This is a genomic window from Paramagnetospirillum kuznetsovii, assembly GCF_003284725.1.
GTDB classification, from domain to species: Bacteria; Pseudomonadota; Alphaproteobacteria; order Rhodospirillales; family Magnetospirillaceae; genus Phaeospirillum; species Phaeospirillum kuznetsovii.
This window is the reverse complement of record NZ_PGTO01000023.1, coordinates 1-24862: the sequence shown is the minus strand read 5'-3', so window position 1 is coordinate 24862 and position 24862 is coordinate 1. Positions and strand designations below refer to the sequence as shown.

Annotated in this window: 28 protein-coding genes; 15 read left to right on the top strand and 13 right to left on the bottom strand. The window is 64.5% G+C overall.

What is annotated here, in order from left to right:
- The first annotated feature begins 99 nt into the window (after positions 1-99).
- From CU669_RS18460 to arfB, 3 genes are all read left to right on the top strand, one after another.
- Entirely contained in the window at positions 100-1173 is a 1074-nt protein-coding gene (locus tag CU669_RS18460; protein WP_146747786.1) for an FKBP-type peptidyl-prolyl cis-trans isomerase, read from the top strand.
- Between the two features lie 150 nt (positions 1174-1323).
- Positions 1324-1974, top strand: a complete 651-nt coding sequence (locus tag CU669_RS22085; RefSeq protein ID WP_275667825.1) for a CatB-related O-acetyltransferase — start codon at positions 1324-1326, stop codon at positions 1972-1974.
- Between the two features lie 21 nt (positions 1975-1995).
- A complete protein-coding gene (gene arfB / locus CU669_RS18450) occupies positions 1996-2421 on the top strand; it encodes an alternative ribosome rescue aminoacyl-tRNA hydrolase ArfB (RefSeq protein WP_112147070.1) in 426 nt (141 codons plus the stop codon).
- On the opposite strand, the gene CU669_RS18445 is transcribed toward arfB, so the two are convergent.
- Positions 2418-2681: a hypothetical protein gene (locus CU669_RS18445; RefSeq protein ID WP_112147069.1), complete on the bottom strand. Its 264-nt coding sequence runs from the start codon at positions 2679-2681 to the stop codon at positions 2418-2420. The genes arfB and CU669_RS18445 overlap by 4 nt on opposite strands.
- 37 nt (positions 2682-2718) lie before the next feature.
- Positions 2719-4152 carry a cryptochrome/photolyase family protein gene (locus tag CU669_RS18440; protein ID WP_112147068.1) on the bottom strand — a complete coding sequence of 478 codons (1434 nt, stop codon included), beginning with the start codon at positions 4150-4152 and terminating at the stop codon, positions 2719-2721.
- A 151-nt stretch (positions 4153-4303) separates the two neighbouring features.
- Between CU669_RS18440 and CU669_RS18435 the strand changes: the two genes are divergently transcribed.
- On the top strand, positions 4304-4684 hold the full coding sequence (locus tag CU669_RS18435) for a hemerythrin domain-containing protein (RefSeq protein ID WP_161539717.1): 381 nt from the start codon (positions 4304-4306) through the stop codon (positions 4682-4684).
- Here CU669_RS18435 and CU669_RS18430 read toward each other — a convergent pair.
- Positions 4670-5077 (bottom strand): response regulator, encoded by a 408-nt coding sequence (locus CU669_RS18430; RefSeq protein ID WP_239988783.1) that lies wholly within the window; start codon positions 5075-5077, stop codon positions 4670-4672. The genes CU669_RS18435 and CU669_RS18430 overlap by 15 nt on opposite strands.
- Positions 5078-5279: 202 nt before the next feature.
- Here CU669_RS18430 and nadA point away from each other — a divergent pair, with 202 nt between their 5' ends.
- From nadA to CU669_RS18405, 5 genes are read left to right on the top strand one after another with little or no spacing between them, the layout of a single operon-like run.
- Positions 5280-6302 (top strand): quinolinate synthase NadA, encoded by a 1023-nt coding sequence (gene nadA / locus CU669_RS18425; protein WP_205119505.1) that lies wholly within the window; start codon positions 5280-5282, stop codon positions 6300-6302.
- Positions 6292-7146 carry a carboxylating nicotinate-nucleotide diphosphorylase gene (nadC, locus tag CU669_RS18420; RefSeq protein ID WP_112147066.1) on the top strand — a complete coding sequence of 285 codons (855 nt, stop codon included), beginning with the start codon at positions 6292-6294 and terminating at the stop codon, positions 7144-7146. Before nadA ends, nadC begins: the two co-directional genes overlap by 11 nt.
- Before the next feature lies 1 nt (position 7147).
- Entirely contained in the window at positions 7148-8767 is a 1620-nt protein-coding gene (gene nadB, locus CU669_RS18415) for an L-aspartate oxidase (RefSeq protein WP_112147065.1), read from the top strand.
- A gap of 8 nt (positions 8768-8775) precedes the next feature.
- Complete coding sequence (locus CU669_RS18410) at positions 8776-9162, top strand: cyclic nucleotide-binding domain-containing protein (protein WP_112147064.1); 387 nt, start codon at positions 8776-8778, stop codon at positions 9160-9162.
- 3 nt (positions 9163-9165) lie between these two features.
- Entirely contained in the window at positions 9166-9606 is a 441-nt protein-coding gene (locus tag CU669_RS18405; RefSeq protein ID WP_112147063.1) for a hypothetical protein, read from the top strand.
- Positions 9607-9685: 79 nt separating this feature from the next.
- Here the strand turns inward: CU669_RS18405 and CU669_RS18400 are convergent, their stop codons facing one another.
- The 10 genes from CU669_RS18400 to CU669_RS18355 all read right to left on the bottom strand — a co-directional run bounded on the left by CU669_RS18400 (position 9686) and on the right by CU669_RS18355 (position 18438).
- Positions 9686-10351, bottom strand: coding sequence for a class I SAM-dependent methyltransferase (locus CU669_RS18400; protein ID WP_112147062.1), 666 nt, complete (start codon positions 10349-10351; stop codon positions 9686-9688).
- Positions 10348-10836, bottom strand: a complete 489-nt coding sequence (locus tag CU669_RS18395) for a hypothetical protein (protein ID WP_112147061.1) — start codon at positions 10834-10836, stop codon at positions 10348-10350. The genes CU669_RS18400 and CU669_RS18395 overlap by 4 nt, the downstream gene beginning before the upstream one ends.
- The gene (locus tag CU669_RS18390; RefSeq protein WP_112147060.1) at positions 10833-11045 is read right to left on the bottom strand and encodes a hypothetical protein; all 213 of its coding nucleotides are present in this window, start codon (positions 11043-11045) and stop codon (positions 10833-10835) included. Before CU669_RS18390 ends, CU669_RS18395 begins: the two co-directional genes overlap by 4 nt.
- A 64-nt stretch (positions 11046-11109) precedes the next feature.
- Positions 11110-12027, bottom strand: a complete 918-nt coding sequence (gene ubiA / locus CU669_RS18385) for a 4-hydroxybenzoate octaprenyltransferase (RefSeq protein ID WP_112147059.1) — start codon at positions 12025-12027, stop codon at positions 11110-11112.
- A 161-nt stretch (positions 12028-12188) separates the two neighbouring features.
- Complete coding sequence (locus CU669_RS18380; protein ID WP_146747785.1) at positions 12189-13817, bottom strand: phospholipase D-like domain-containing protein; 1629 nt, start codon at positions 13815-13817, stop codon at positions 12189-12191.
- 48 nt (positions 13818-13865) lie between these two features.
- Complete coding sequence (locus CU669_RS18375) at positions 13866-15554, bottom strand: sensor domain-containing phosphodiesterase (protein ID WP_112147057.1); 1689 nt, start codon at positions 15552-15554, stop codon at positions 13866-13868.
- A gap of 75 nt (positions 15555-15629) precedes the next feature.
- Positions 15630-16481 carry a heme o synthase gene (gene cyoE / locus CU669_RS18370; RefSeq protein WP_112147056.1) on the bottom strand — a complete coding sequence of 284 codons (852 nt, stop codon included), beginning with the start codon at positions 16479-16481 and terminating at the stop codon, positions 15630-15632.
- A 37-nt stretch (positions 16482-16518) separates the two neighbouring features.
- Complete coding sequence (locus tag CU669_RS18365; protein ID WP_112147055.1) at positions 16519-16941, bottom strand: DUF420 domain-containing protein; 423 nt, start codon at positions 16939-16941, stop codon at positions 16519-16521.
- Positions 16942-16945: 4 nt separating this feature from the next.
- Positions 16946-18175, bottom strand: a complete 1230-nt coding sequence (locus CU669_RS18360) for an anion transporter (protein WP_112147054.1) — start codon at positions 18173-18175, stop codon at positions 16946-16948.
- A 41-nt stretch (positions 18176-18216) separates the two neighbouring features.
- Positions 18217-18438, bottom strand: a complete 222-nt coding sequence (locus CU669_RS18355; RefSeq protein WP_146747784.1) for a hypothetical protein — start codon at positions 18436-18438, stop codon at positions 18217-18219.
- A 110-nt stretch (positions 18439-18548) separates the two neighbouring features.
- Here CU669_RS18355 and CU669_RS18350 point away from each other — a divergent pair, with 110 nt between their 5' ends.
- The 6 genes from CU669_RS18350 (at position 18549) to CU669_RS18325 (ending at position 24662) form a co-directional block, all read left to right on the top strand.
- A complete protein-coding gene (locus tag CU669_RS18350) occupies positions 18549-19631 on the top strand; it encodes a lysine-2,3-aminomutase-like protein (protein WP_112147052.1) in 1083 nt (360 codons plus the stop codon).
- A gap of 89 nt (positions 19632-19720) precedes the next feature.
- Positions 19721-20287, top strand: a complete 567-nt coding sequence (gene efp, locus CU669_RS18345; protein WP_112147051.1) for an elongation factor P — start codon at positions 19721-19723, stop codon at positions 20285-20287.
- Between the two features lie 30 nt (positions 20288-20317).
- Positions 20318-21115: an inositol monophosphatase family protein gene (locus CU669_RS18340; RefSeq protein WP_112147050.1), complete on the top strand. Its 798-nt coding sequence runs from the start codon at positions 20318-20320 to the stop codon at positions 21113-21115.
- 113 nt (positions 21116-21228) lie between these two features.
- Positions 21229-22341, top strand: a complete 1113-nt coding sequence (locus CU669_RS22080) for an OmpA family protein (RefSeq protein ID WP_275667824.1) — start codon at positions 21229-21231, stop codon at positions 22339-22341.
- Positions 22342-22470: 129 nt separating this feature from the next.
- Positions 22471-23616, top strand: coding sequence for a flagellar motor protein MotA (locus CU669_RS18330; RefSeq protein WP_112147048.1), 1146 nt, complete (start codon positions 22471-22473; stop codon positions 23614-23616).
- A gap of 2 nt (positions 23617-23618) precedes the next feature.
- Entirely contained in the window at positions 23619-24662 is a 1044-nt protein-coding gene (locus CU669_RS18325) for a peptidoglycan -binding protein (protein WP_112147047.1), read from the top strand.
- The last annotated feature ends 200 nt before the right edge of the window (positions 24663-24862 follow it).

The following is a 24862-nucleotide window of genomic DNA, read 5'->3' as shown; positions in this document are numbered from 1 at the left end:
TGGCTGTTCCGTGGCGTCGAGCCATCGGTTGGAGGGTGGCATGCGTATCGTATGGGCGAGGCGGTGGCCTGTTCCGTAACGCCCGGCCGGGGGAAGTAAATGCATATCACCAGGGACACCGTCGTCACACTCAGCCAGAGGGTGACTGATCCTGCGGGAACCGTCATCGACGATGGAAGCGAGCCGCTGCGCTATCTGCACGGCGGCTATTACAGCATCTTCACCAAGTTGGAGGCGGCACTGGACGGCAAGGCGGTGGGCGATGCCGTCCAAGTGACCTTGGCGCCCGAGGATGCCTATGGCTTGCACGATCGTGGCCGGGTTGCCAGGATTCCCCGCGAGAGCTTCTCGCGGCTTCCGGCCATTGGGGATCAAATCGAGCAGACATCGCATGGCGAGACTCTGCTGTATCGGGTGACCGACATCGACGGGTCGTCGGTTTTGCTGGACGCCAATCATCCCCAGGTCGGCATGAGTCTGGTCTTCGCGGCGACGGTGATGGAGATTCGCCCGGCAACCGCCGAGGAAATTGCCGCAGTAGTCGCGACCATGAAACGGGCCAAGGCGAAGGCCGGTGCCGCGGCCCGCCTGGTGGCCGAGACCCAGGCCGATGCCGAGGCGGCCGAACTTGCCAAGGCCGAGGCGGCGGATCTGGTCGAAACCATCTATGTGAAGGTGTCGGGAATCCGCATTCGCCTCATCTTCCGGTCTCAGACCCACAAGCTGTGCTGGCTGGCGCCCCTGTTTCTGCTTCCGGCCTTGGGCATCTGGCTGGGGGTGGTGGGCCATGAGGTGGCCGGTGGTGTCTTCGGTGGGCTGTGGCTGGCGTGGACCTTTTTCGCTCCCGCCCTTATCCGCATGGCCATCGACCGCTGGGGATTTCGCTTCCTGTTTTTCGACTTCTCGCCAAACCCCAGCCCCAGTCGGGTGGAGAATGCCATTGTCGTGGGCGGACAGATCGGTTCGTTCCTGGGGGCGCTGATCTATCTGGCGGTGGCCCTCTTCCACATGGAGCATGCCTCGGATCTGTGGGGCGTCCTTGGCGCCACCATCGCGGTCCTCTTCCTTCTGGTCCTGATGCTGACCATTCTGCTGCCCTTCCTGGTGACGATCCTGTCGGTGTTTCGTATCCGCCCCATCATCGACAAGGTTCCGGCGGTCCAGAAAGGATAGGGCGTCGGCGGCTTGCGGCCGGTTGTCGATCCGTCGGCTTTGGTGTGGGGAATTGACCGCAAGCGGCATCCCTGGCGGTATGATATTTTCGGCGATGATCGATCCGCGTCCATGTGATGACGGTACCCGGTGGTGAGAAGGATGAAGCCGATGCTTGCTACCGTGTATGTGCCCCAGACCATCCACCAGCTCATGGCCATCGCCGGTTGGGAAAACGACGGGATGGAATTGGACATCGCCTATCACGACGAGGCCAAAAGCATCTTCTTCGAAGACACCGCCTCCGCCAGTTGCTCCAACAAGGAATTGGCCATAACCAACGCCTTCATGGGACGCCGGTCCTATATGCTCGGCGGCGGCATGCTGTCGCCCAATACCATCATCGGGCGCTATTGCTCCATCGCTTATAATGCCAGTGTCGGTGTCGGTCGGCACCGCATGGAGTGGCTGAGCACGGGAATGCTGCCCGAGCCCATGTCCGTCGACATGTCCTATCCCTCGCCGCCATTCACCGTGATCGGCCATGATGTGTGGATCGGTGTCGGCGCCACCGTGATCGGCGGCGTGCGGGTCGGCCATGGCGCCTGTATTGGCGCCGGCTCCGTGGTGACCAAGGACGTTCCCCCCTATGCCGTCGTCGGCGGCTCTCCCGCCCGGGTGATCCGCTATCGATTTCCCGAAGACGTGATCGCAGGATTGCTGCGGACCAAATGGTGGGCGCGGCCGGAATCCATCATCAAATTGCTGCCCTACAACAATGTCGAAGCCTGCATCGAATTCTTGGACAATTTGGAAGATTGATCCCGTGAAAGCCGCCCTTCCATGATCCAGATCACGCACCGCATCAGTCTCGACGAGAAGGAAATCGAGGAGAGCTTCGTCCGCTCGTCGGGGCCGGGTGGGCAGAACGTCAATAAAGTCGAGACGGCGGTTCAGCTACGCTTTGACGCAAGGCGCTCACCGTCGCTGCCCGATGATGTCAGCGTGCGGCTTCAGACGCTGGCCGGAAGCCGTCTGACCTCCGAAGGCGTCATCGTCATCATCGCCCAGACCCACCGCAGCCAGGAGCGCAATCGCGCCGATGCGCTGAATCGGCTGGTGGAGATGATCCGCGAAGCCGCCAAGCCCCCGCCGCCCAAGCGCAAGCCGACCAAGCCCACCAAGGGCTCCAAGGAACGGCGGCTGGAGTCCAAGACCCGTCGCTCGGAGATCAAGAGCGGCAGGACCATGCGCCCGAACGGCGACTAATCCTGCTTGGTCCTGCCCCGGCTGTAGCCGTCCAGGATGACGATGACCACGCCCACCAGCGCCATGATGGGAATCAGGATTCCGAAGAAGGTCATGAGTGAGGTTGCCGCCACCATGATCGTCGGCGGGGCGAGGTCGGGGTCGCCGCCGATCTGGGCCAGTCGCCCCGAAACAAGATGATAGCTGAGGACGGCCGAGACGATCACGCCGAGCAAGCTGGCGGATCCGAACCACTTCCACGCCGCGGACAGCGTCTTCATGAACGACCTTTCAAGACTGAGGTTGCCGGAGTTTGTCCTAATCTCGCAGCTGCGTAAAGGCCGCCAACGCTCGATGGCGGGCGAGATCGTGATCCACCACCGGCAAGGGGTAGGACTTGCCCAGGTCGATGCCGCATCGGCGCAAGATATCGGAAGGTGCCTGCCAAGGCCGGTGAAGCCAGCGATCCGGCAAGGCGGCCAGTTCGGGACACCAGCGCCGCACATAGGCTCCGTCGGGGTCGAATTTCTCGCCTTGCAGCACCGGATTGAAGATGCGGAAGAACGGCGCGGCGTCGGCGCCGCAGCCCGCCACCCATTGCCAGCTGGCGGCATTGCTGGCCAGATCGGCATCGACCAGGGTGTCCCAGAACCAATCCTGACCCTCGCGCCATGAAATCAGCAGATCCTTCACCAGGAACGAGGCCGCCACCATGCGGACGCGGTTGTGCATCCAACCGGTGGCCCAGAGTTGGCGCATGCCTGCATCCACCAAGGGATAGCCGGTCTGGCCACGCTGCCAGGCCCGCAGCCCGGCGGGATCGCATCGCCAAGCCATGCGTTCGAATTCCGGGCGCAACGGGCGCCGGGGCAGGTCGGGGAATTGATGCAGCAGATGGGCGGAGAACGCGCGCCAACCCAATTCGGCCAGGAAACGGTCCCGCCCGGCCGAGGGGGCTGCGGTCATGGCGGCGTGGAAGACCTGACGCGGGCTGATCTCGCCAAAATGGAGGTGGGGAGACAGCCGCGACGTCAGCTCCTGGGCGGGATGATCGCGCCCGGCGGCATAACGCGGCAGGGCTCCGTTCAGAAAATCCGTCAGCCGCCGGGCGGCGCCCGCTTCTCCCGGCTGCCAGTGTTCCGGCCATGCGGCCGCCCAGTCGGGTCGGCTGGGTTGCAGGCGCCAGTCGGCGAGGGTGTCGCCCGTCAGACGCGGCCCGGCGGGCAGCGGCTTGGCCGGGGGCGGCAAGGGCAGGGTGGGGGCTGGCGCCTTCAGGCAGGCCTTCCAGAATGGCGTGAAGACCCGAAACGGTGTTCCGGCCTTGCTGAGTACGGCGTCCGGCTCGAACAACAGGTCGCCGGGGCGGCTGAGCGCCGTGACGCCCCGCTTGGCCAAGGCGGCGGCAACCGCGTCGTCTTGGCGCTGGGCGGCGGGATCGATGCCGCGCGTCCACGCCACTTGGTCGGCCCCGCTCTCCTTGATCACCTGGGTCAGCACCTCCACGGTGGGGCCGCGCCGCAGCAGCAGGGACAGGCCGAGCCTGTCCAGGGATTGATCAAGGCGACTCAGGGAGTGATGCAGCCACCACCGCGAGGCGGCGCCGTCACGCCATGGAGCTTGGGCTTCGGGATCGAGAACATGGACGGCGATGATCGGCCGTCCCGACGCCGCGGCAGCCGACAAGGCGGCATTGTCGCCAAGGCGGAGGTCGCGGCGGAACCAGAGCAGGACGGGCGGGCGGGCACTGATCATTGCTTTGGCACAATGTCACAAATGGTAAACGTTGGCGACAGTTCGCGCCTGTATTAGCGGTCTCGCATGGGCGCATGCTGACGATGTGGGATGGGTGACGGCAGGAGGGGGCTTCGGTCCCGTCACCATGCGTATATTTTGGCAAAGTTCCATGATACTTGGCCTTCCGGGAATCGATGAGGACCATCATCGGTTGGTGGCCAAGCTTGACTGTGTCTGTCTCGCTCTGCACGGACGCAATCTACCCGCCGCCGGTCGCGCATTGGACGATTTCGCGGTCACCATGGTTGAACACTTTTCAGCCGAGGAAAAGCTGCTGGCCGATATGGGCGGCGGCGACAGCGACCATCACATCAGCGTTCATCGCGGGACAGCCGACCTGGTCGATCGCCTGCGCGACGCGATCACGATCGATCAAAGCCTCGCCAAGGCGGAGGCTTTGGCGGCGGAATTGGTCAATCAGTGGATTCGGCGCCTGTTTCACGAGGACGCTGACTTGGCGGCAAAGGTCCGCGACCTAAGTCCGACTTAGGGACTTGGACAAGAGATCCTGAAGCTGCGGCAAGTGAACCGGCTTGTGCAGGACCGGCATGCCGGATTCCACGGCATCGCGCAATCCGGCGACGGTGGCGGTGGCGTCGCCGGTCACCACGACGCCGGGGATCTTGGTGCCAAAGGTCTGGCGAATCCGCTCGATGGCCTCGACGCCGGTCTTGCCGTTGCCCAGTCGGAAGTCGGCGACGATAAAACCCGGAGACATGGCGTCGGCCTCTAAGGATTCAAGCGCTTCTTCGACCGACTGGGCGGCGATAACCTCGTAGTTCCAGCTTTCGAAAAGCATCTGATAGCCAGCCAGCACCACTGCCTCATCCTCGATAACGACCACCACCCGCCGCGTGGCGCCTTCCGCAGGGTGCGCAGACATCTCATGACCGGCCAAGGGCATTATCCTAAAAGTCACCGTTTCCACACGCGTAGATTATGCTTCAAGTGCTTTCGGGATGAAAGCGGTCCCTGGTCATAGCGTGATATGCATAAGGGTGGTGGAGCGCGGGGTTGCTTTGGCCCGCCGAATTGTCCTTTACTTCATCCTCGTGAAAATTCAGGCCACAGCGAAAGCCGATTCGATGACCGAAACCATTATCCTGCCCGCCGCCAACGCCATGACCGAGGCGGATATCGATCCCACCCTGGACCTGCATGCCGAAATCAATCGCCTGCGCAAGGAGCGCAATGCGGTGATCCTGGCTCATTATTATCAGGAGGGAGAGATTCAGGATCTGGCCGATTTCGTCGGCGACTCGCTGGATCTGTCGCGCAAGGCTGCCGCCACCGATGCCGATGTCATCGTGTTCTGTGGCGTGCGCTTCATGGGCGAGGTCGCCAAGATCCTGTCGCCGTCCAAGCTGGTGGTGATCCCCGACGCCGATGCCGGGTGCTCGCTGGAAGAGGGCTGCCGCCCCGAGGCCTTCCGCGCCTTCCGCGAGAAGCATCCCGATCATATCGCCGTCACCTATATCAACTGCTCGGCCGAGGTGAAGGCGCTGTCCGATGTCATCGTCACCTCGTCCAATGCCGAGACCATCATTCGCCAACTGCCCGCCGACCGGCCGATCCTGTTCGCCCCCGACCGTCATCTGGGGGCCTATATGCAAAAGAAGACCGGGCGCGAGATGACCCTGTGGCCGGGCAGCTGCATCATCCACGAGCAGTTCTCCGAGAAGGAGTTGGTCAAGTTGAAGGTGCGCCACCCCCAGGCCCTGGTGGCCGCCCATCCCGAATGCCCCGACACCATCCTGGGCCATGCCGACCATGTGGGCTCCACCCGCAACATCCTGGATTTCGTCCTGGCCTCCGAGGCCAAGGAATTCATCATCGCCACCGAGCAGCACATCATCCACCAGATGAGCAAGGCGGCGCCGGACAAGACCTTCATCCCGGCGCCCGGCGCCGATGGCGGCTGTTCGTGCTCCAACTGCCCGTTCATGGCGTTGAACACCCTGGAGAAGATTTATCTCTGCCTGAAGAACGACGCCCCCGCCATCACGGTGCCCGAGGATTTGCGCCTCGCCGCCTTGAAGCCCTTGGAACGCATGCTCGAAATGAGCAGGTCGGTCCCCATGTCGGGAGCCGCCGTGAATGCGGCCTGAACTCGATCTGGACGACGCAAGGCGGGTGATTCTGGCCGCGCTGGCCGAGGACACCGGTTCCGACAAGGGCGGCGAGGGGGAAGACATCACCTCCGCCAGCGTCATTCCCGCCGATCTGCGCTTCAAGGGCGTCATGCAGGCCCGCCACGCCATGGTGGTGGCGGGAATGCCTGTCGCCGAGGAAGTCTTTCGTCTGGTGGTGCCCGAGGCCCGCTTCACCGCCATGACTCATGACGGCCAGCGGGTGGAGGCGGGCACCGTGCTTGCTGAAATGGAAGGCCCCGCCCGAGGCTTGCTGACCGCCGAGCGCACCGCGCTGAACCTGCTGCAACTGCTGTCGGGCATCGCCACCTTGACGCAAAGCTATGTGGAGCGGATCGAGGGCACCGGCTGCACCTTGCTCGATACCCGCAAGACCATTCCCGGATTGCGCAGGCTGTCCAAATACGCCACCCGCTGCGGCGGGGCGAAGAACCACCGTATGGGCCTGTATGACGGCGTATTGATCAAGGACAACCATATCGCGGTCTGCGGCGGTGTCGGCGCGGCGGTGCGCCGGGCCAAGGAGGCCGGGCGGCCCAATATCGAGGCCGAGTGCGACACCCTGGAGCAGGTGGCCGAAGCGGTGGAGGCCGGTGCCGACATCGTGCTGCTGGACAACATGGCGCCCGATGTCCTGGTCAAGGCGGTGGCCATCGTCGCCGGGCGCTGCAAGACCGAGGCCTCCGGCGGTGTGAATCTGGAGACCATTCGCGCCATCGCCGAGACCGGTGTCGACTTCGTCTCGGTCGGGCGCATCACCCAATCGGCTCCGGCGGTCGATATCGGACTGGACTGGAGCTGACATGCCCAAGGTAAAGCCTCCCTATGACCTGTTGGTGATCGGCTCGGGGGCGGCCGGTCTGTCGGTGGCGCTGGGCGTGCTGGCGGCCAAGCCCAATGCGCGGGTCGCGGTCCTGGCCAAGAACAATCTCGACGAAGGCAGCACCAAATACGCCCAAGGTGGCATCGCCGCCGTGCTGGACGCCGCCGATTCCACTGAATCCCACATCGCCGACACCCTGGACGCCGGGGCGGGCATCTGCGTCGAATCCGCCGTGCGCGCCGTGGTGGAGGGCGCCAAGGACGCCATCTCCTGGCTGGTCGCCAATGGCGTGATCTTCGATCGCGAGGACGGGGCGCTGCATCTGACCCGCGAGGGTGGCCATTCCCACCGGCGCATCGTCCATTCCGCCGACGCCACCGGCAAGGCGGTGCAGACCACCCTGGAGGCCCGCATTCGGGAAAGCCGGGCCGAGTTGTTCGAATTCCACAATGCCATCGACCTGATCCGCGAGAAGCGGCCCAGCGGGCGCCAGGGGCGCTGCGTCGGCGCCTATGGCCTGGATCGCCGCGACGGACGGGTGAAGCTGTTTCCCGCCCGCACCGTGGTGCTGGCCACCGGCGGCGCGTCCAGGGTCTATCTCTATTCCTCCAATCCCGACGGTTCCACCGGCGACGGCATCGCCATGGCCTGGCGCGCCGGTTGCCGGGTGGCCAACATGGAGTTCAGCCAGTTTCATCCCACCTGTCTCTATCACCCCAAGGCCAAGTCCTTCCTGGTGACCGAGGCGGTGCGGGGCGAGGGCGGGCTGCTGCTGCGCCCCGACGGAACCCGCTTCATGGACGAATACGATCCGCGTGGCGAACTGGCGCCCCGCGACATCGTGGCGCGCGCCATTGACGACGTGATGAAGCGGCTGGGCTGTGAATGCATCTATCTGGACATCAGCCACAAGCCTGCGGACTTCATCACCTCTCATTTCCCGACGGTTCATGCCGAGGCGCTGAAATTCGGCATCGACATGACCAAGGAGCCGCTGCCGGTGGTTCCGGCGGCGCACTACACCTGCGGCGGCGTGCTGACCGATCTGGCCGGGCGCACCGATGTTGAGAATCTCTACGCGGTGGGCGAGGTTTCGTTCACCGGCCTGCATGGGGCCAACCGCATGGCGTCCAACTCGCTGCTGGAATGCCTCGTCATCGGCGCGGCGGCCGCCCGCGACATCATCGGCAAGATGGACGCCGTCGCCGAGCTTCCCACCCTGGCGCCGTGGGACGAAACCTGGGTCACCGATTCCGACGAGGAAGTGGTGGTGGCCCATAACTGGGACGAGCTGCGGCGCTTCATGTGGGACTATGTGGGCATCGTGCGCTCCAACAAGCGCTTGGAGCGGGCCAAGCACCGGGTGCGCCTGCTGCGCGAGGAAATCGACGAGTATTACGGCAGCTTCCGCGTCACCAACGATCTGCTGGAATTGCGCAATCTGTCGCTGGTGGCCGATCTGATCATCCGTTCCGCCCTGGCCCGGCGTGAAAGCCGGGGTCTGCACTACACCATCGACTTTCCGACTCTCGACACGGTGGCGCCGCCGCAAAACACCATCCTGGTTCCGAAAAACTTTTCCATCCGTCGCGCGGGCTGAGGCAGGCCATGGACAATACCGCCCGCCGAGTCGTCTTTCCCGCCGAAGCCGTGATCTTCACCGAGGGCGAGCCCGGCACCACCGCCTATGTGGTCGAATCCGGCACGGTGGTCGTCTACAAGAGCGTCGACGGCAAGACCATCGAGATCGGCGAAGTGGGCCAGGGCGGCATTTTCGGCGAGATGGCGCTGATCGACGATCATCCCCGCATGGCGTCGGCCAAGGCTAGGGAAGAGACCGCCTGCGTCATCATCGGAAAGGACCGCCTGTTCGAGCAGATGGAAAAGGCCCCCAAGGGTGTTAGGGTGATCGTCAACGCCCTGCTCGGCAATATCCGGGCCATGGGCGCCGAACTGGCCGAAGCCTCCGTCATTCTTGCCCGCGACAAGGAATAGCCCATGCGCCGCCGTCACGTCGTCTCGTCTCTCGCCGCCTTGCTGGCCGTTCTGCCGCTGGGCTCCGCCCTGGCCAATAGCGGCGGAGGTGAAAAGAAGGACGAGAAGAAGAAGGATGACAAGAAGCCGGGTCAGCTTCCCATTCCCGGCAAGGGCCAGCGCTATGTCCGCTTGCCCACCATCGTGCTGGAACTGTGGGACAAGGACGGCAATTTCCGCATGTCCTCGGTGGACTTGCTGCTGCTGGTCCGCGAAGAGGCCAAATTGCAGGAAAAGAACTTGGCTGAAAAGATGAAGCGCCAGCTCAATTCCATTCCCTACGAGGAATACATGGCGTCCAATCCCGCCCCCATGATCAAGGCGTCCATGCTTGATCTGGCCCGCAAGGAGCCGGGCGGCGACATGATCTTGGACCTGCTGATCAACAAGATGCTGTTCCGGTAGGTCTTTCTTGCGGGCGGGACGCCCGCGCCCCGTGGAGAGGCGCCTTGCGCGGAGCGCGGGCGTCCAGCCCGCCTTCTCATCATCCCACGATCTGATAGATCGCCACGTCGCGCCGGGTCTTGTCTTCCAGGTCCAGGCTGGTGACCACCGTGTAGCCCGCGATCTTCAAAAGGCCGGTCTTGGGCAGATAGGCACGGCCGGGATCGGCCATGATCACGGTGGCGCCCTCGGCGGCCAGCCGCTTCAGCCATGGCCAGATATGGGCGGTCATGGGGGCCTCGTAGCAGACGTCGCCCGCCGCCACCACGTCCCAGCGGCAGGGGCCGCCCACGATATCCTCGCTCAGAACATCCACCTGGACGCCGTTGAGTTCGGCGTTGAGGCGGATGGCGTGGCAGGCCATGTGATCGATCTCGGCCGCTTCAACCTTGGCGGCGCCTCGCATGGCGGCGGCGATGGCGGTGACTCCGGACCCGGCGGCGAAGTCCAGCACCCGCTTTCCCGCCACCAGGTCCGGATTGTCCAGCATCCACCGGGTCAGCGCCTGGCCGCCCGCCCAGCAGAACGCCCAATAGGGCGGTGGCAGGTTGACCCGCATCAGCGCCGCCTCGGTGGCTTCCCACAAGGCGGTGGCCTCGGTGGCGGTCCACAACTTGATTTCCGGGCAGGCGGGCGGGCTGTCGATCTCGGTATTGGCCTGGATGAAGGCGCGGGCGTCCTCGAATGAGTCGGAGACGGGTGTCACTTTCGGTGAGCGCCGTCAATGAACTTACCGACCATGCCGAGGGCGGCGGCGCCGACCAGGATGCTTCCGATCAGGGTGGCGCCGATGGTTGCGCAATAGATCGCTCCCATGATCAGCACCAGGGAAACGACAAAGCCGAATTGCATGCCCTTTTTCAGCAGTGCGCTTTGAGAGGCCTGCTCGTTCTTTTCCCAAGCGATTTCATGCTCCGCATGGGCTAAGGCGACGCGGCCTCTTTCCAACAGCAGATCGGAATAGCGTTTTGCAAATCCCGGACACAGTGCGTCGATCCCTTGTACCGCATCGGGATGTATCCAAGACCCGTCGGGCAAATGGTAATTATGCTGGGAAATACGGGTCTGAATGACGGCAAAGACCTTGGGTAACTCTGCCTCGGGAATCCCAAGCTTCCGCAGTTCCGACTCAAGCTCGCTGTCCCCCTGAATGGTGAGCGGGGTCAAGACCTTCTTCGACTCATCACTCATCGTTTCGCGACGCCCACTTTCGACGTCGTGAGCGGAATAGTCGTGCTTGGGGGAAAGGTCGGCTTATTTTTATCCCGCCGATAATCCTCGTAGCGGCGGCTGCGCTTCGGATCTTCGTATATGAGCGACATAGCCGCCATTCCATCGAGCATGCCCAACAGGAATACGCCGAACTTGTCTCCTAAACCGGCTCCGGATCCCGTGCTCATATTGACCTGCCAAAGTGGAATATCGTGATTGTGCCTATGCTTGCGTTAGCAAGCAAGCCCACCGTCACGACGCCAGCCGCCCGGCGACGATGGCCGCCAGCAGCAGCCAGCCGAAATGGCGGTTGGACTTGAATTTGGCGAGGCAGTCGGCGGAATCGTGGATGTCCACCTTGACGATCTGCCAGACCAGATGGCAGCCCGCGACCGCCAGCAGCGGCCAGAAGGCCCAGCCCAAACCGGCGCTCCACCCCGAAGCCGCCACCAGGGCCAGGGTCGCGCCATAGAACAGCCACAGCCATTTGGGGGTGGCGTCGCCCAGGGCCAGGGCGGTGGATCTGACGCCGATCAACGCATCGTCCTCCTTGTCCTGATGGGCATAGATGGTGTCGTAGCCCAGCGTCCAGAATGGCCCGGCGGCGTAAAGCAGCAAGGCGGGCAGGTCCAACTCGCCCCGGACGGCGGCCCAGCCCAGCAGCGCCCCCCAATTGAAGGTCAGTCCCAGCCAGGCCTGCGGCCAATAGGTGATGCGCTTCATGAAGGGATAGGGGAACACCAGCAGCAGCGAGGCGACCCCCACCTTGACGGCGAAATCGTTCAACTGCAGCAAGACCACAAGCCCCACCAGCAGCAGCAGCCCCAGGAAGGCCAATGCCTGGGTCGGGCTGACCTCGCCCGATGGGATGGGGCGCGACGCGGTGCGGGCGACGCGGCCGTCGAAGTCGCGGTCGGCCCAGTCATTGAAGGTGCAGCCTGCACCGCGCATGACCACCGCGCCCGTGCCGAACAGGACGAACAGCCACAGGCTGGGCAACCCGTCGGCGGCCATGGCGGCGCTCCACCAGCAGGGGAACAGCAGCAGCCAAGTGCCGATGGGCCGGTCCAGCCGCATCAGGCGCAAATAGGGCCGCGTGGCGGCGGGCATAAGGCGGTCGATCCAATTGCCGACCGGAATGTCGCCTTGAAGGGTTTGGGGGGCGTTCATGGGCTATGGATAGCGGAAAACGTTGAGTATCAGAAGGGAGTTTTGACGCAGACGAACCATTGAATTCATTCAATGGTTCTGAGTTGCGGGCAAAGCCCGGCGCCGCTCGTGCGGCGAAAGCCAAGGGGCCGGATGGCCCCACCCGGCGATTGAGGGCGTGATCACAACAATTCCTCGATGCCCGGCAAGGCGCCGTAGAACAGCGTCTTGAGGCCGCGCCACAGGTCCGCTTCGGGTTCGGTGTCCAATCGCGTCATTTCGCCCTCGACCTCGCCGATCCAGGCCACGGGGCCGGTGGCGGCGCCGGGGTTGAGCTCCAGTTGCCAACTGTGATTGGGCTCGAAGTCCAGCGCGATGCCGTTCAGCACCACCTCCGCCAGGATGGGGCTGTCGATCATCACCCCGATCTCGGTGTTGATGCGGTTGGACCGCGGATCGAAATTGGCGCTGCCGATCCACAGACGGTTGCGGTCATAGATGACGATCTTGGCGTGCAGCGCCGAATCGGAGCGCCCCAAATGAACCCGGTGACCGGCTGGTTCGGGCCGTTTGGCGTCGGCCCGGTATTCGTAAAGCTGGATTCCGCTTTCCAGCAGGGCGGGGCGATAGAGGGAATAGACGGCATGAACCGCCACCACGTCCGTTGACGCCAGGGAATTGGTCAGAACCTTGACCGCGACACCCCGGCGGACCATGTCGCCCAGAACCTCGACGCCGCGATCGCCGGGTATGAAATAGGCGCTTTCATAGACCACTTCGCGCTTGGTGGACTTGCGGGCCAGGGCGTGGGCGCGGGCGATCTCCGAGGATGGCTTGGCGGCGCCGTTGGGCTGGCGGATGGGAGGTTCGGCGACCACCACGGCAGGCGCCCAAATGAGTCCGAATGGACTTGATACCCGCTGCATGATCTCGTCGCGGCGCAGCCGGTACTCCACCGCCGGGCCATGGTCGTCCACCTGCTGGGCCATGAGATCGGCCAAGGCCTCGGCGGCTTCGGGGGTATGGCCGTCCACGTCCAAGGCCTTGACCGGCTTGACCATGGCGCTGTTCCAGAAGCGGTCGAAACTTTCCGCCGCCTGGGTGGCGACCGGCCCGGCCGCCATGACCTCGATGTCACGGAAATTGGAATCGGAAGGCCCCTCGAAATAGTGATTGGAGATATTGCGCCCGCCCAGCAGGGCCAGTTCACCGTCCACCACCAGCACCTTGTTGTGCATGCGCTTGCCCAGCGTCTCCATGTTCAGGGAGACCTGCATGGATCGGCTCCAGCGCGCCCGGTCGGGGAAGGGGTTGAACAGGCGGACTTCCATATTGGGTTCGGCGTCCAGCCGGGCGAGAATCGGGTCGTCAAGCTCTAGCTGATAATCGTCGAGCAGCAGACGGACCCGGACGCCGCGCCGCGCCGCCGCGATCAGGTGGTCGAGGACGAAAGCGCCCACCTCGTCGGCATCGAAGATGAAGGTCTGCAGGTCGATGCTGCGTTCGGCCTGATCGGCCAGGGCGGCCCTGGTCATCAGCGCGGAAACGCCGTTGTTCAGCAGGCGAAATCCGGACTCGCCCCGGTGGCGGTTTTGGGCTGGCGCATATGCGCGGCCAAGCGTGGTTTCGCTGGGGCGGTCGAAGGCGGAGGAGGCAAGGGCGACGATGTCGTCGCGCATGGGGGCGCAGGCGACCAGCCCAAGCAACATCAGCAGGCAGAGCAGGCGATGGATGTAACTGTCATCCCGACGACCATCGGGAGAAGGGATCTCATCCAGCCATGACCGTTCAGATTGGGAATCAGTGTTCAAGGCGGAGATCCCTCGCCTTCGCTCGGGATGACAAATAATTTCATCCCTCTACCCCTTGAAGTAGAGCAATCCCTTGCGCCATTCCAAGGTCTGGGTCTTCCAGGCGGTGCGGATATCGTCCGAGGCCGGATGGGCGGGCTTGCCGAAATACCAGCCCTGGCCGTAGCGGACCTTCAGAAGCTTCAGCAGATTGGCGGTCTCGGCGTCTTCCACGTATTCCGCCGTGGTGCTGACGCCCAGTTCGGTGCATAGCTGGACGATGGCCTTGATGAACGAGACGTTCTCGTTGTTCTTCATGGCGTCCTTGATATAGCTGCCGTCGATCTTGACGTTGTCCACCTTCAGCGCCCGCAGATAGTGGAAGGCGGCGTGACCGGCGCCGAAATCGTCGAGACAGACCTCGTGGCCCTGCTTGCGGATGCTTTGGATGACGTCGTTGACGGCGACCAGATCGCCCACATCGGCGGATTCCGTCATCTCGAAGACAAGTCGCTTCCGCAGATCGCCCGTGGTGGCCAGGATGGCGCGCAGCTTCTTGACCACCGCCGGGTCGGACAAGGTGCGACCCGACAGATTGACGGCGAATTTCAGGGATTCCGTATTGGCGACATTGGAGCGCATGGTGCCGATGGCGCGTTCCAGCAGGGCGAGGTCCAGCATGCCGGCCATGCCCACATCCTCGGCGAAGGCTACCGTCTCGTAGGGCGATTTATTGTCGTTGCCCTTGAAGCGGACCAGGCATTCGAAGTGGTGCACCACATTGGTCCAAAGATCGACGATGGGCTGATACATCAGGTTGAAGTCGCCCGAGGCCACGGTCTGGCGCACGTCGTTCATCTGCTTGACGGTGGCCGACAGCCGGGGCTGCAGATCCTTCATCAGGGTGGCAAGGTCGCCGCCATTGGCGGAGTCCTTGGCGAAGGCGTTCAGGGTATAGGTCAGCGCCCGGGCGGCCTCTTCCGGCGGAATATCGGCCACGTCCAGCACCAAGGTCGCCAGTTTGGCTTCCAGGGGCGGCGCGTCGGGCATCACCACCTGGGCGGCCTTGGTCACCGATTCGCTGATCTTGTCCGGCGAGACCGAGGCGGAATGCAAGACGCCGAACTTGCCGTCGTCCAATTGTCCGACCGCGTCGCCGCCCACCGACAGCGACTTCAAGCGATTGCCCAACTCGCTGGCCAGGGCGGCCTGGGTCGCCTCGCCGCCCTCGGCGTGGAAGGCCGCAACGTCGGGCAGCTCGACCAAGGTCAACTGATAGGGTTCATCCGGCGGCGCCGCGTCCAGCAACTGGGCGGCCATGGCCTGGAAGCTATCCTTGTCCAGCACGCCGGCCGCACCCTCGGCGCGCTTGGTCGCCAACGGCGGCAATCCGCCGGGATGGCTCAGCGCCACCAGCAGCCGCTCGGGATTGCCGGGATGGCGGTAGCCGGACAGAGCCACGGTGACCGCCTTGCCATCGGGCAGCAGCACGCGGGTTAGAATATTGCGGACCCGCTCGCCCTTGACCATCTGGGCCAGGGCCTGGGCCACCATGTCCTGATCGGAGGGATGGATGATCTTGCGCAATGGCTGGCCGGTCAGGGCGCGGGCGCCGCGTCCCACCAGGGCCATGGCGGCGCCGACCGCGAAAGCGGCGTTGCCGTCGGGATCGGTTTCCAGCAGCACGTCGGCCGCCGCGAAGGCGAACGACACATAGACATCGCTGGATCGACCCAGATCGTCCTTTTCACCGGCCATGTGCGCTCCCGCATCCCAACTTGCCCCCCAGCCTAAGTCATGGAGGGCGGAGCCGCAAGGGCGCCAAAGGGTAAATTACCAGTGTTTGTCGAGGAAGACGCCGATGAAGAGGACGAGAAGATAGGGCATGGAAGCGGCGAAGTTCCATCCCGCCCAAAAGCGGGTCGGTGTCATCACCAGTCGGACGTTGAAGGCCAGCAGGGCGACGCCCATGACGGCGGCGGTTATGCCGTAGACGGGGCCCAGCAATCCCATGGACCACGGCAGCAGCGAGGAGCCGACCAGCGCGAGGCTGTTGGCCAGGATCCAATAGGCGGTGCGTTGTTCGCCCACCACCACCGGCAACATGGGAACGCCTGCTTGGCGGTAATCCTCGGTCAGCAGGATGGCCAGCGCCCAGAAATGGCTGGGCGTCCACAGGAACAGAACCAGGGCCAGCACCATGGGCAGCAGCCATTCGGTCTGATTGACCGCCGCCGCGCCCGCCAGGATGGCGAAGCTGCCCGCCGCGCCGCCGATGATGATGTTGGTCCAATGGCGGCGCTTGAGCCAGACGGTGTAGATGGCCACATAGACGAAGCCGCCCAGGAACAGGTGCAGCGCCACCACCCAGTTGAAGACGAAATGCGCCACCGTCATGCCTGCGACCATCAGCACGGCGGCCAGGGCGAAGCCCACCGCCGGGGTTCCCGCTCCCGTGGCCATGGGCCGCTTGGAGGTGCGGCGCATCAGGCGGTCGATGTCGCGGTCCCAGACATGGTTGAACACCGCCGAGGCGGCCGATCCCAAAACCATGGCCAAAGTCAGCAATAAAAGGGCACGGATATCGACCTTGTCGGCAACCGCGCCATAGCCTGTCACGGCCGTCAGCGCGATCATCAAGGCAATACGCGGCTTCAACAGCTCGATGAATTGCTTGAACGTCACCTGGGCCTCCCCGCCATCCCCGGTATGGCCGGGGAGATTATGTGTAAATAAAATACAGCATAAGATACACGACGATGCCGGTGACCGATACATAAACCCACACCGGGTAGGTCCACCGGGCAATCTTGCGATGTTCGTCGAAATTTCCCCTGGCGGCCTTGATGATGGTCATTCCGATCATGGGGGTGACGACGACGGCGAGGATAACATGGCTGATCAGCAGGGCGTAGTAGATGGGCCGCACCACTCCCTCGCCCCGGAACACGAAGATCGGCGCGGTGAAGTGGTAAAGCAGGTAGAAGGCGAGAAACAGGGCCGAGGTCGCCACGGCGGCCAGCATGGCCCGCATGTGCAGGTCGCGGCGCCCTTGGCGGATGAAGGCATAGGCCGCCGCCAGGAAGCACAACGCCAGCGCGTTCAGGCTGGCGGTGACGTGGGGCAGGGTCGTCGCGAGCGTCATTGTCTTACCATCCCATCCATCCGCCGATTCTCAGCCATAGCACCGCCACGGTCATAGTCGCCAGGGTCATCGGGATGCCCGAGCGGGCGAAATCCGCGAAGGACAGCCTTGCACCGGCGGCGGCGGCCCGTTCGGCGACGATGATGTTGGCCATGCTGCCCACCAGCAGGAAATTCCCCGCCAGGGTGGACAGCAGGGCAAGGCCGGTCAGCGCCCCCGGATCGGGGGTGTGCCACACCGCCAGGATGAGCATCACGGCGGGCACGTTGCCGATGGAGTTGGAGGCGGCCAGGGCCAAGGGCACCATGACCCCCAGGGTTTCGGGGAACAGGCCGCGCTCGGCCAGGGCCTCCATCCAATGACGGGCGAGATCGGTATCGGCGAAGGCGCCGGTGACCACGAACAGGCAGGCGAACAGCATCAACAGGTGCCAGTCCACCAAACCGATCATCTCGCGCGATGACATGCTGCGGCTGGTCAGCAGCAGACCGGCGATGGCCATGGCGCCCACTTCGCGCGGCAACGGCGCCGTGAAGACCAGGGCCAGCACCGCCAGCGCGCCAATTCCTTTCAAGGCCTGCCACTGGTTCAGGTCCGGCAAGTCCTGGGCTGCCGCCGGGGCGGGAACCGCGTCCAGTTGTTCGCGCCAGATCAGGCAGAGGGTGGCATAGACGATGACCAGCGAAGCCGCCGCCGGAACGGCGCAGGCGGCCAGGAAGTTCCAGAAGTCGAGGCCGCCCACCTGGCCGATCAGGATGTTTTGCGGATTGCCGATCAGGGTGGCGGCGCTGCCCGCGTTGGCGGCGCCCACCAGTCCCAGCAGGAAGGGGCGAGGGTCGAGCCCGCGGCGACGAATTCCCTCGGCGATGATGGGGGTCATGGCGAAGCAGACCACGTCGTTGGCCAGCACCGCCGACAGGCCGCCTGCCGCGACGATGACCAAGGCGAGAAGGCGCTTTGGACTGCCGCTGGCGGTGGCGACGCGGGCCGCCAGCCGCGCATAGGCGCCGGCCAACTGAAACTGGGCCGAAATGATCATCAGGGCGAAGAGCAACAATAGGGTGGGAATGTCCACCGAACTGCCCATGGCCTTGACGCTGACCTTGCCCGACACCAGCAAGGCCACCACCGCCAGCACGGCGATGCCGGTACGGTCGAGCTTCAGCCCTCGCACGCTGCCGAAGGCCATGCCGAGATAGGTCAACAGGAAGACGACGATGACGAAAGTGTCCATGGACCCGTTATGGCCCTTGGCGCTTTCCGGGGCAAGAGGCTCTAAGCGGCGGTGGGGTGCGATTTTTCGCGGCGGCCATCGTATTGATCGACCGCGCTCACCAGCAGGGCCAATTCCTCGTCGGTCATGTCTTGCGACAACGCCATGCCGATGCAAAGCCGCAAGACGTCATCGTCCGATGCCGACGGGGCGATATTGGCGGCCAGTTGGGCCGCCAGCCGATTGATTTCCATGCGAGTCACGGTGCCTGTTTCCCAGGTCAATTAAGCTCTCCCTAAACGTGCGGCGGAGATAGACCCGGATCGCCCACTGGGCAAGTGACATCGTGGTAAGGTTTGTAACTTTGGCCCGGCGATGCTATGGGCTGGCGCAAATGTCTAAGCCAGTCGTCCCTACTCAAACCCTGCGCCGGGCGGCCGATCTTGCCGCCGCCGGACTGATCGCGCCCGGTCACGTCGAGGCCGTGGAGCGGGTGGCGGCGCTATATTCGGTGGCGGTCACGCCGTCGCTGGTCGCCCTGATGAATCGGGCCGATCCAAACGATCCCATCGCCCGTCAGTTCGTGCCGTCCGCCGCCGAGTTGATGACGGCGCCCGAGGAACGACGCGATCCCATCGGCGACGAGACCCACAGCCCGGTGCGCGGCATCGTCCACCGCTATCCCGACCGGGTGCTGCTGACGCCGCTGTTGGTCTGCCCGGTCTATTGCCGCTTTTGCTTCCGTCGCGCCCGGGTGGGCGATGCCGATGGCACGTTGAGCGAAGCGGAGTTGGACGCCGCCCTGGCCTATGTGGCGGCGCGACCGGACCTGCGCGAGGTCATCGTGACCGGCGGCGATCCGCTGATGCTGCCGCCGGGGCGGATCAAGGCTTTGGTGGATCGCGTCGGGGCGATTCCCCATGTGGAGGTGTTGCGCTTTCACAGCCGGGTGCCGGTGGCCGATCCCGAACGGGTGACCGATGAGCTGGCGAAGGCCCTGCGTCGGGAAGCGGGCTCCGATCTGGCGCTATGGTTGGCCGTCCATGTCAATCACCCCCGTGAATTGTCCGCCGCCACCCGTGCCGCGCTGGCTCGGCTGGCCGATGCCGGGCTGCCGCTGCTGTCGCAGACGGTGTTGCTGAAAGGGGTCAACGACAGCCCGGAGATCCTGGAGGATCTGATGCGGGCGCTGGTGCGCAACCGGGTGCGGCCCTATTACCTGCATCATCCCGACCTTGCGCCGGGAACCAGCCATTTCCGCCCCTCCATCGCCGAGGGACAAGCCTTGATGCGGGCGCTGCGCGGTCGGCTGTCGGGCATCGCCCAGCCGACCTATGTGCTCGACATCCCCGGCGGGGCGGGCAAGGTTCCCATCGGACCCGGCTATTGGAATGAAGAGGCCGGATCGGTGAGCGATCCCGTCGGCCGGTCGCACGACTACCGTGGCGCGGCCTCGCGGCCGGTTCCAGATCAGTGAGGGTGGGAGAGTCCCGCTCGGCTTGCCTTCCTGAAAGCGACCTGTTAGGTTCCGCGCCTGATTTTCCGACAGCCCCCGGATCGCTCCCCATGAAGATCAATGCCAATTTGATTCGTCCCGGTAACATTCTCGAGCATAACGGCCGCCAATACGCCGTGCTCAAGACCCAGATCGTGCAGCCCGGCAAGGGCGGCGCCTTCATTACCGTCGAAATGCGCGACATCCGCACCGGCAACAAGACCAACGAACGCTGGCGCACCGCCGACACCATCGAGAAGTGCAACGTCGAAGCCAAGGAATGCACCTTCTTGTTCCGCGACGACGATCACATGACCTTCATGGATTCGGAAAGCTTCGAGCAGTTCACCATGCCCAACGACACGCTGGGCGATACCATCGGCTTTCTTCAGGACGGCATGGTGGTCGAGGTCGACTTCGTGGAAGGCTCGCCGGTCTCCATCGCCCTGCCGGAAAAGGTGGTGATGAAGGTGGTCGAGGCCGATCCGGTGGTGAAGGGCCAGACCGCGTCCTCGTCCTATAAGCCGGCCAAGCTGGAAAACGGCATGAAGATCCTGGTTCCCCCCTTCCTGGAAGAGGGCGAGGTCATCTGGGTGTCCACCACCGACTGCTCCTATGTGGAACGTTTCAAGGGCTGACGCGCCCCTCGCTTTAAGGATTTCCGTTTCGTGCTTGTCCGTTCCGCCTTGCTCAATGTGATGATGGGGGCCGCCCGCAAGGCGGCGCGTTCGCTGGTGCGCGATTACGGCGAGCTGGAACATCTTCAGGTATCCATGAAAGGTCCGGCGGACTTCGTGTCCTCGGCCGACATCCGGGCGGAAAAGACCCTGCGGGCCGAGTTGAAGAAGGCGCGGCCCGGCTATGGTTTCCTGCTGGAAGAAGGCGGCGAGATCGCTGGCGACGACAAGAGCCACCGCTGGATCGTCGATCCCATCGACGGTACCACCAACTTCCTGCACGGCATTCCCAATTTCTGTATTTCCATCGGGTTGGAGCGCGACGGCGAGCTTTATGCCGGTGTCGTCTATCAGCCGCTGGGCGACGAGATGTTCCATGCCGAGAAGGGCATGGGCTCTTTTCTCAACGAACGCCGCCTGCGGGTCTCGGCGCGGCGCAAGATGGAAGAATCGGTCTTCACCACCGGCATTCCGTTCCACGGTCGCCCCGGTCACGAGGTCTTCCTTAAGGAATTGGCCGCCGTCATGGGGCATGTGGCCGGTGTTCGCCGGTTCGGTTCCGCCGCGCTGGATCTGGCCTATGTGGCCGCCGGACGTTGCGAAGGCTATTGGGAAGCGGGCATCAAGCCGTGGGACATCGCGGCGGGCGTCGTGCTGGTCCGCGAGGCCGGCGGCTATGTCACCGATTTCGACGGCGGCAGCCGCATGTTGGAGACCGGGGAACTGGTGGCTGCCAACGACCAGATGCATCAGCCGCTGCTCAAGATGCTGAAATCAGCGCGCGGCTGATCCTTCTGTTTCTCCGACCACCAAAGCGCCTGTTGTCGTGGGAGTCCGCTTCGGCTAGACTCTCGCGCGTGCATATTTGGGAGAAGCGCGTGATGACGAGGGGGAGCAGGCTCATGGTGTTGGCGCTGGGGGCGGCTGCCTGCCTTGGCGCGTCTTCCGCTTCCGCCCAGATGGTCATCGGCGAGTCTCAGTCCAATGTGGAGATCAACTGGTCGGTCCTCGACAAGCTGGGGCCGGAACCGACCCTGCCGGGCCTGCTGACCCGCAAGGTGGCCCCACCCGCCAAGCCGAAGCCCATCACCAAGCAGGGCGTGGCCTTCAAGCCCTACGGCAAGGCCGAGGGACCGGCCATGGCCACCGTCGCCAAGCCGCCCAAACCCGCCAAGATCGCGGTTGAAAAGATTTCGGCGCCCGAGCCCGTGGCCGCGCCCCAACCCGCTCCCGTCGTCGCCAAGGCCCCCGTCATGCCGAAGGCTCCGGTGGAGGCCTATAAGGCCGACGCCATTCCCGGCGTCCCCCCGGCCGAAAAGGTAACGGTATCGGCGCAGCCGCCCAAACCGCCCAAGGTCGAGGTCGCCAACGAGGTCGCGCCGCCAGCCAAAGCCGCCGCCGAACCTAAGGTGAAGGCGGCAGTGGTGCCGCCGACGGCCCCCGCCGTCGCGCCGGAAAAGCCCGCACCGGCTCCCAGCGCCGTCCAGTTCGTCAAGGCCCCGGAACCGCCGCCCGCGCCGCCTCCGGCTCCGGTCGTCGTTGCCGCTCCTCCGCCACCCCCGCCCCCGCCGGTTCCGGCTCCGGTGGTCGCTCCCGCTCCGCCGGTCGTGGCGGCGCCGCCCGTTCCGGTGGTCCAGCCTCCGTCGGTTCCGCCGCAGCAATTGGCGGCCATGCCCCCGCCCGCGCCCGCCTCCATTCGCAAGGGCGACAACGCTTCGGTGATATTCGCGCTCGAAAGCTCGCATCTCCCCGACGGATCGCGGGGGGATCTGGACCGCATCGCCCAGAAGATGGAACGTGACGAGGCCATCACCCTGCAACTGCTGGCCTATGCCGCAGGCGACGAGGCCAATGCCAGCAAGGCCCGGCGTCTGTCGCTGTCTCGCGCGCTGGAAGTGCGCAAATACCTGATGGAGATGGGCGTGCGCTCCACTCGTATCGAGGTTCGCGCCTTGGGCAACAAGATCGAGGGCTCACCCGCCGACCGGGTGGATGTGGTGATGGCGGTTCGCTAAGGTCTTTTTCAGTCGTCATGCCCGCGAAAGCGGGAATCCATGCGTCAGTCCGCACGGCGTTCCATGGAAAGAATCAACCGCCCGCTTGCCCGGGGGTGACGAGTCAACGGTTGCCGGAGCCAAGTCCCTATGACCCGTCCCAATCGTTTCCTGTTCCGCATGATCGTCTTCCTCATGGCCGTGGCGGCGGTGGCGGGGCTGTTGCACGAAGGGCTGCAGGCGGCCTTCTCCCATAATCCGGCGCTGAACGGCTTGCTGCTGGGCGTGTTCCTGTCGGGCATCATCCTCAATTTCCGCCAGGTGCTGCTGCTGCGCCCCGAGGTGGATTGGCTGGAAAGCTGGCGGCGCGGCCAACCCGCGCTGTCGGGCCAGTTGCGGCTGCTGGCCCCCATGGCCAGCATGCTGGGCGAGCGGCGCGACCGCATGAATCTGTCGGCCATGGCGCTGCGCTCGGTGCTGGATTCCATCGCGGCGCGGCTGGAGGAACAGCGCGATCTGTCCCGCTACGTGGTCGGGCTGATGATCTTCCTCGGCCTGCTGGGCACCTTCTGGGGCCTGTCCGAGACGGTGGGCTCGGTGGGCGAGGTGATCGCCTCGCTGGCGGTCAGCAGCAGCGATCCGTCGGCTGCCTTCGAGGGATTGAAGGCCGGTCTGGCCAAGCCGCTCAACGGCATGGGCACCGCCTTTTCCACCTCGCTGTTCGGTCTGGCGGGGTCACTGGCGCTGGGGTTTCTCGATCTTCAGTCGGGGCAGGCGCAGAACGCCTTCTACAATGAACTGGAAGAGTGGCTGGCCGGTCAGACCCGCATCGGCGGCAGCGGTGGTCCGGTGGCCATCGGCGACGATCAGCAGCAATCGGTGCCCGCCTATATTCAGGCCTTGCTGGAACAGACCGCCGACAGCCTGGACAACCTGCAACGGGTCATCAGCCGTGGCGAGGAGAATCGCGGCGGCGTCACTACCTCGCTGACCCAGTTGACCGAAAAGCTTTCCACCCTGACCGACCATATGCGGGCCGAACAGGCTTTGCTGCTGAAGCTGGGCGAGGGGCAGATGGAAAACCGCGCCCTGATGGCCAAACTGCTGGAAACGGCGGGGGCGGGCGGGGCCGACGAGACCACGCGCGGGCATATCCGTGCCATGGATGGCTCGCTGAAGCGGCTGGTGGATGAAACCGTCGCCAGCCGAGAGGAACTGGTCGCCCAGTTCCGCGCCGAAATCCGCCTGCTGGCCCGCACCATCGCCGCCATCGCCGAAGAGCCGTTGGAGCGCTAACCATGCCCCTGGCGCGCCGCGCTCGCCGCACCATCGACATCTGGCCCGGTTTCGTCGACGCCCTGGCGACGCTGGTGATGGTCATCGTTTTCGTGCTGATGATCTTCGTTCTGGCCCAGTATTTCCTCGGCCAAGCCCTGTCCGGTCGTCAAAAGGCGCTGGACCGTCTGTCCCAGGAAATGGCGGCCCTGTCCGAATCCCTCAACATGCAAAAGGCGGCCAATGCCGCCTTGCAGGCCGAGCTTGTCTCGAGCAAGGCGGACAAGGAGCGTGTCGAGGCCTGGGCCGCCGGGCTCGGTCAGGACGTCACCGCCCTGATGGCCTTGAAGGACGAACTGGAAGCCCGGATCAAGGAACTGGACAAGACGGTGGGCGCCAAGGACGGCGAACTGGTCTCCGAGCGCAAGCTGTCCGAGGAAGCCCGTGCCCAGGCCGCGCTGCTGAGCCGTCAGATGGAGGCCATGAAGCAGGAACTGGCCCGCATCTCCGCCGCCCTGGACGCCTCCGAGACCCGCGACAAGGAGCAGAAGGCGCAGATCGCCGATCTCGGCAAGCGCCTCAACGTCGCCCTGGCCGGCAAGGTGGAGGAGTTGCAGAAGTACCGCTCCGAGTTCTTCGGACGCCTGCGCAAGGTGTTGGGCGAGAGGCCCGGCATCCGCATCGAGGGCGACCGCTTCGTGTTCCAGTCGGAACTGCTGTTCGATAGCGGTTCGGCCGAACTGGGCCTCGACGGCATCGAGCAGGTGCGCAACATCGCCGCCACCCTCAAGGATATCGCCAAGACCATGCCCAAGGGGGTCAATTGGGTGCTGCGCGTCGACGGCCACACCGACAAGCGGCCCATCACCTCGGCCAAATTTCCGTCCAATTGGGAATTGTCCACGGCGCGCGCGACAACCGTGCTGCGGACCCTGGCCGCCAGCGGCGTGCCCAAGGACAGGCTGGCGGCGGCCGGTTTCGGCGAGTTCCAACCCTTGGACACGGCCGATACCGATGCCGCCTTCGCCAGGAACCGCCGGATCGAAATCAGGTTCGACCAGCGCTAGCTATTTTATGATTTACACCGCCATGGGCGGGCGAGACGCCCGCGCTCCGACCGGTACGCTATTCTGGGAGCGCGGCCGTCCCGGCCGCATTCTCATTTAGAGCGGCGTGCGTCAAATTAGACGCGCGTCGCGATCAGCGGCCATTGAGGCCGCGGCCAAGCGGCCGGAGGGCCGCGCCCGGTGAGGGGCAGACATAATGC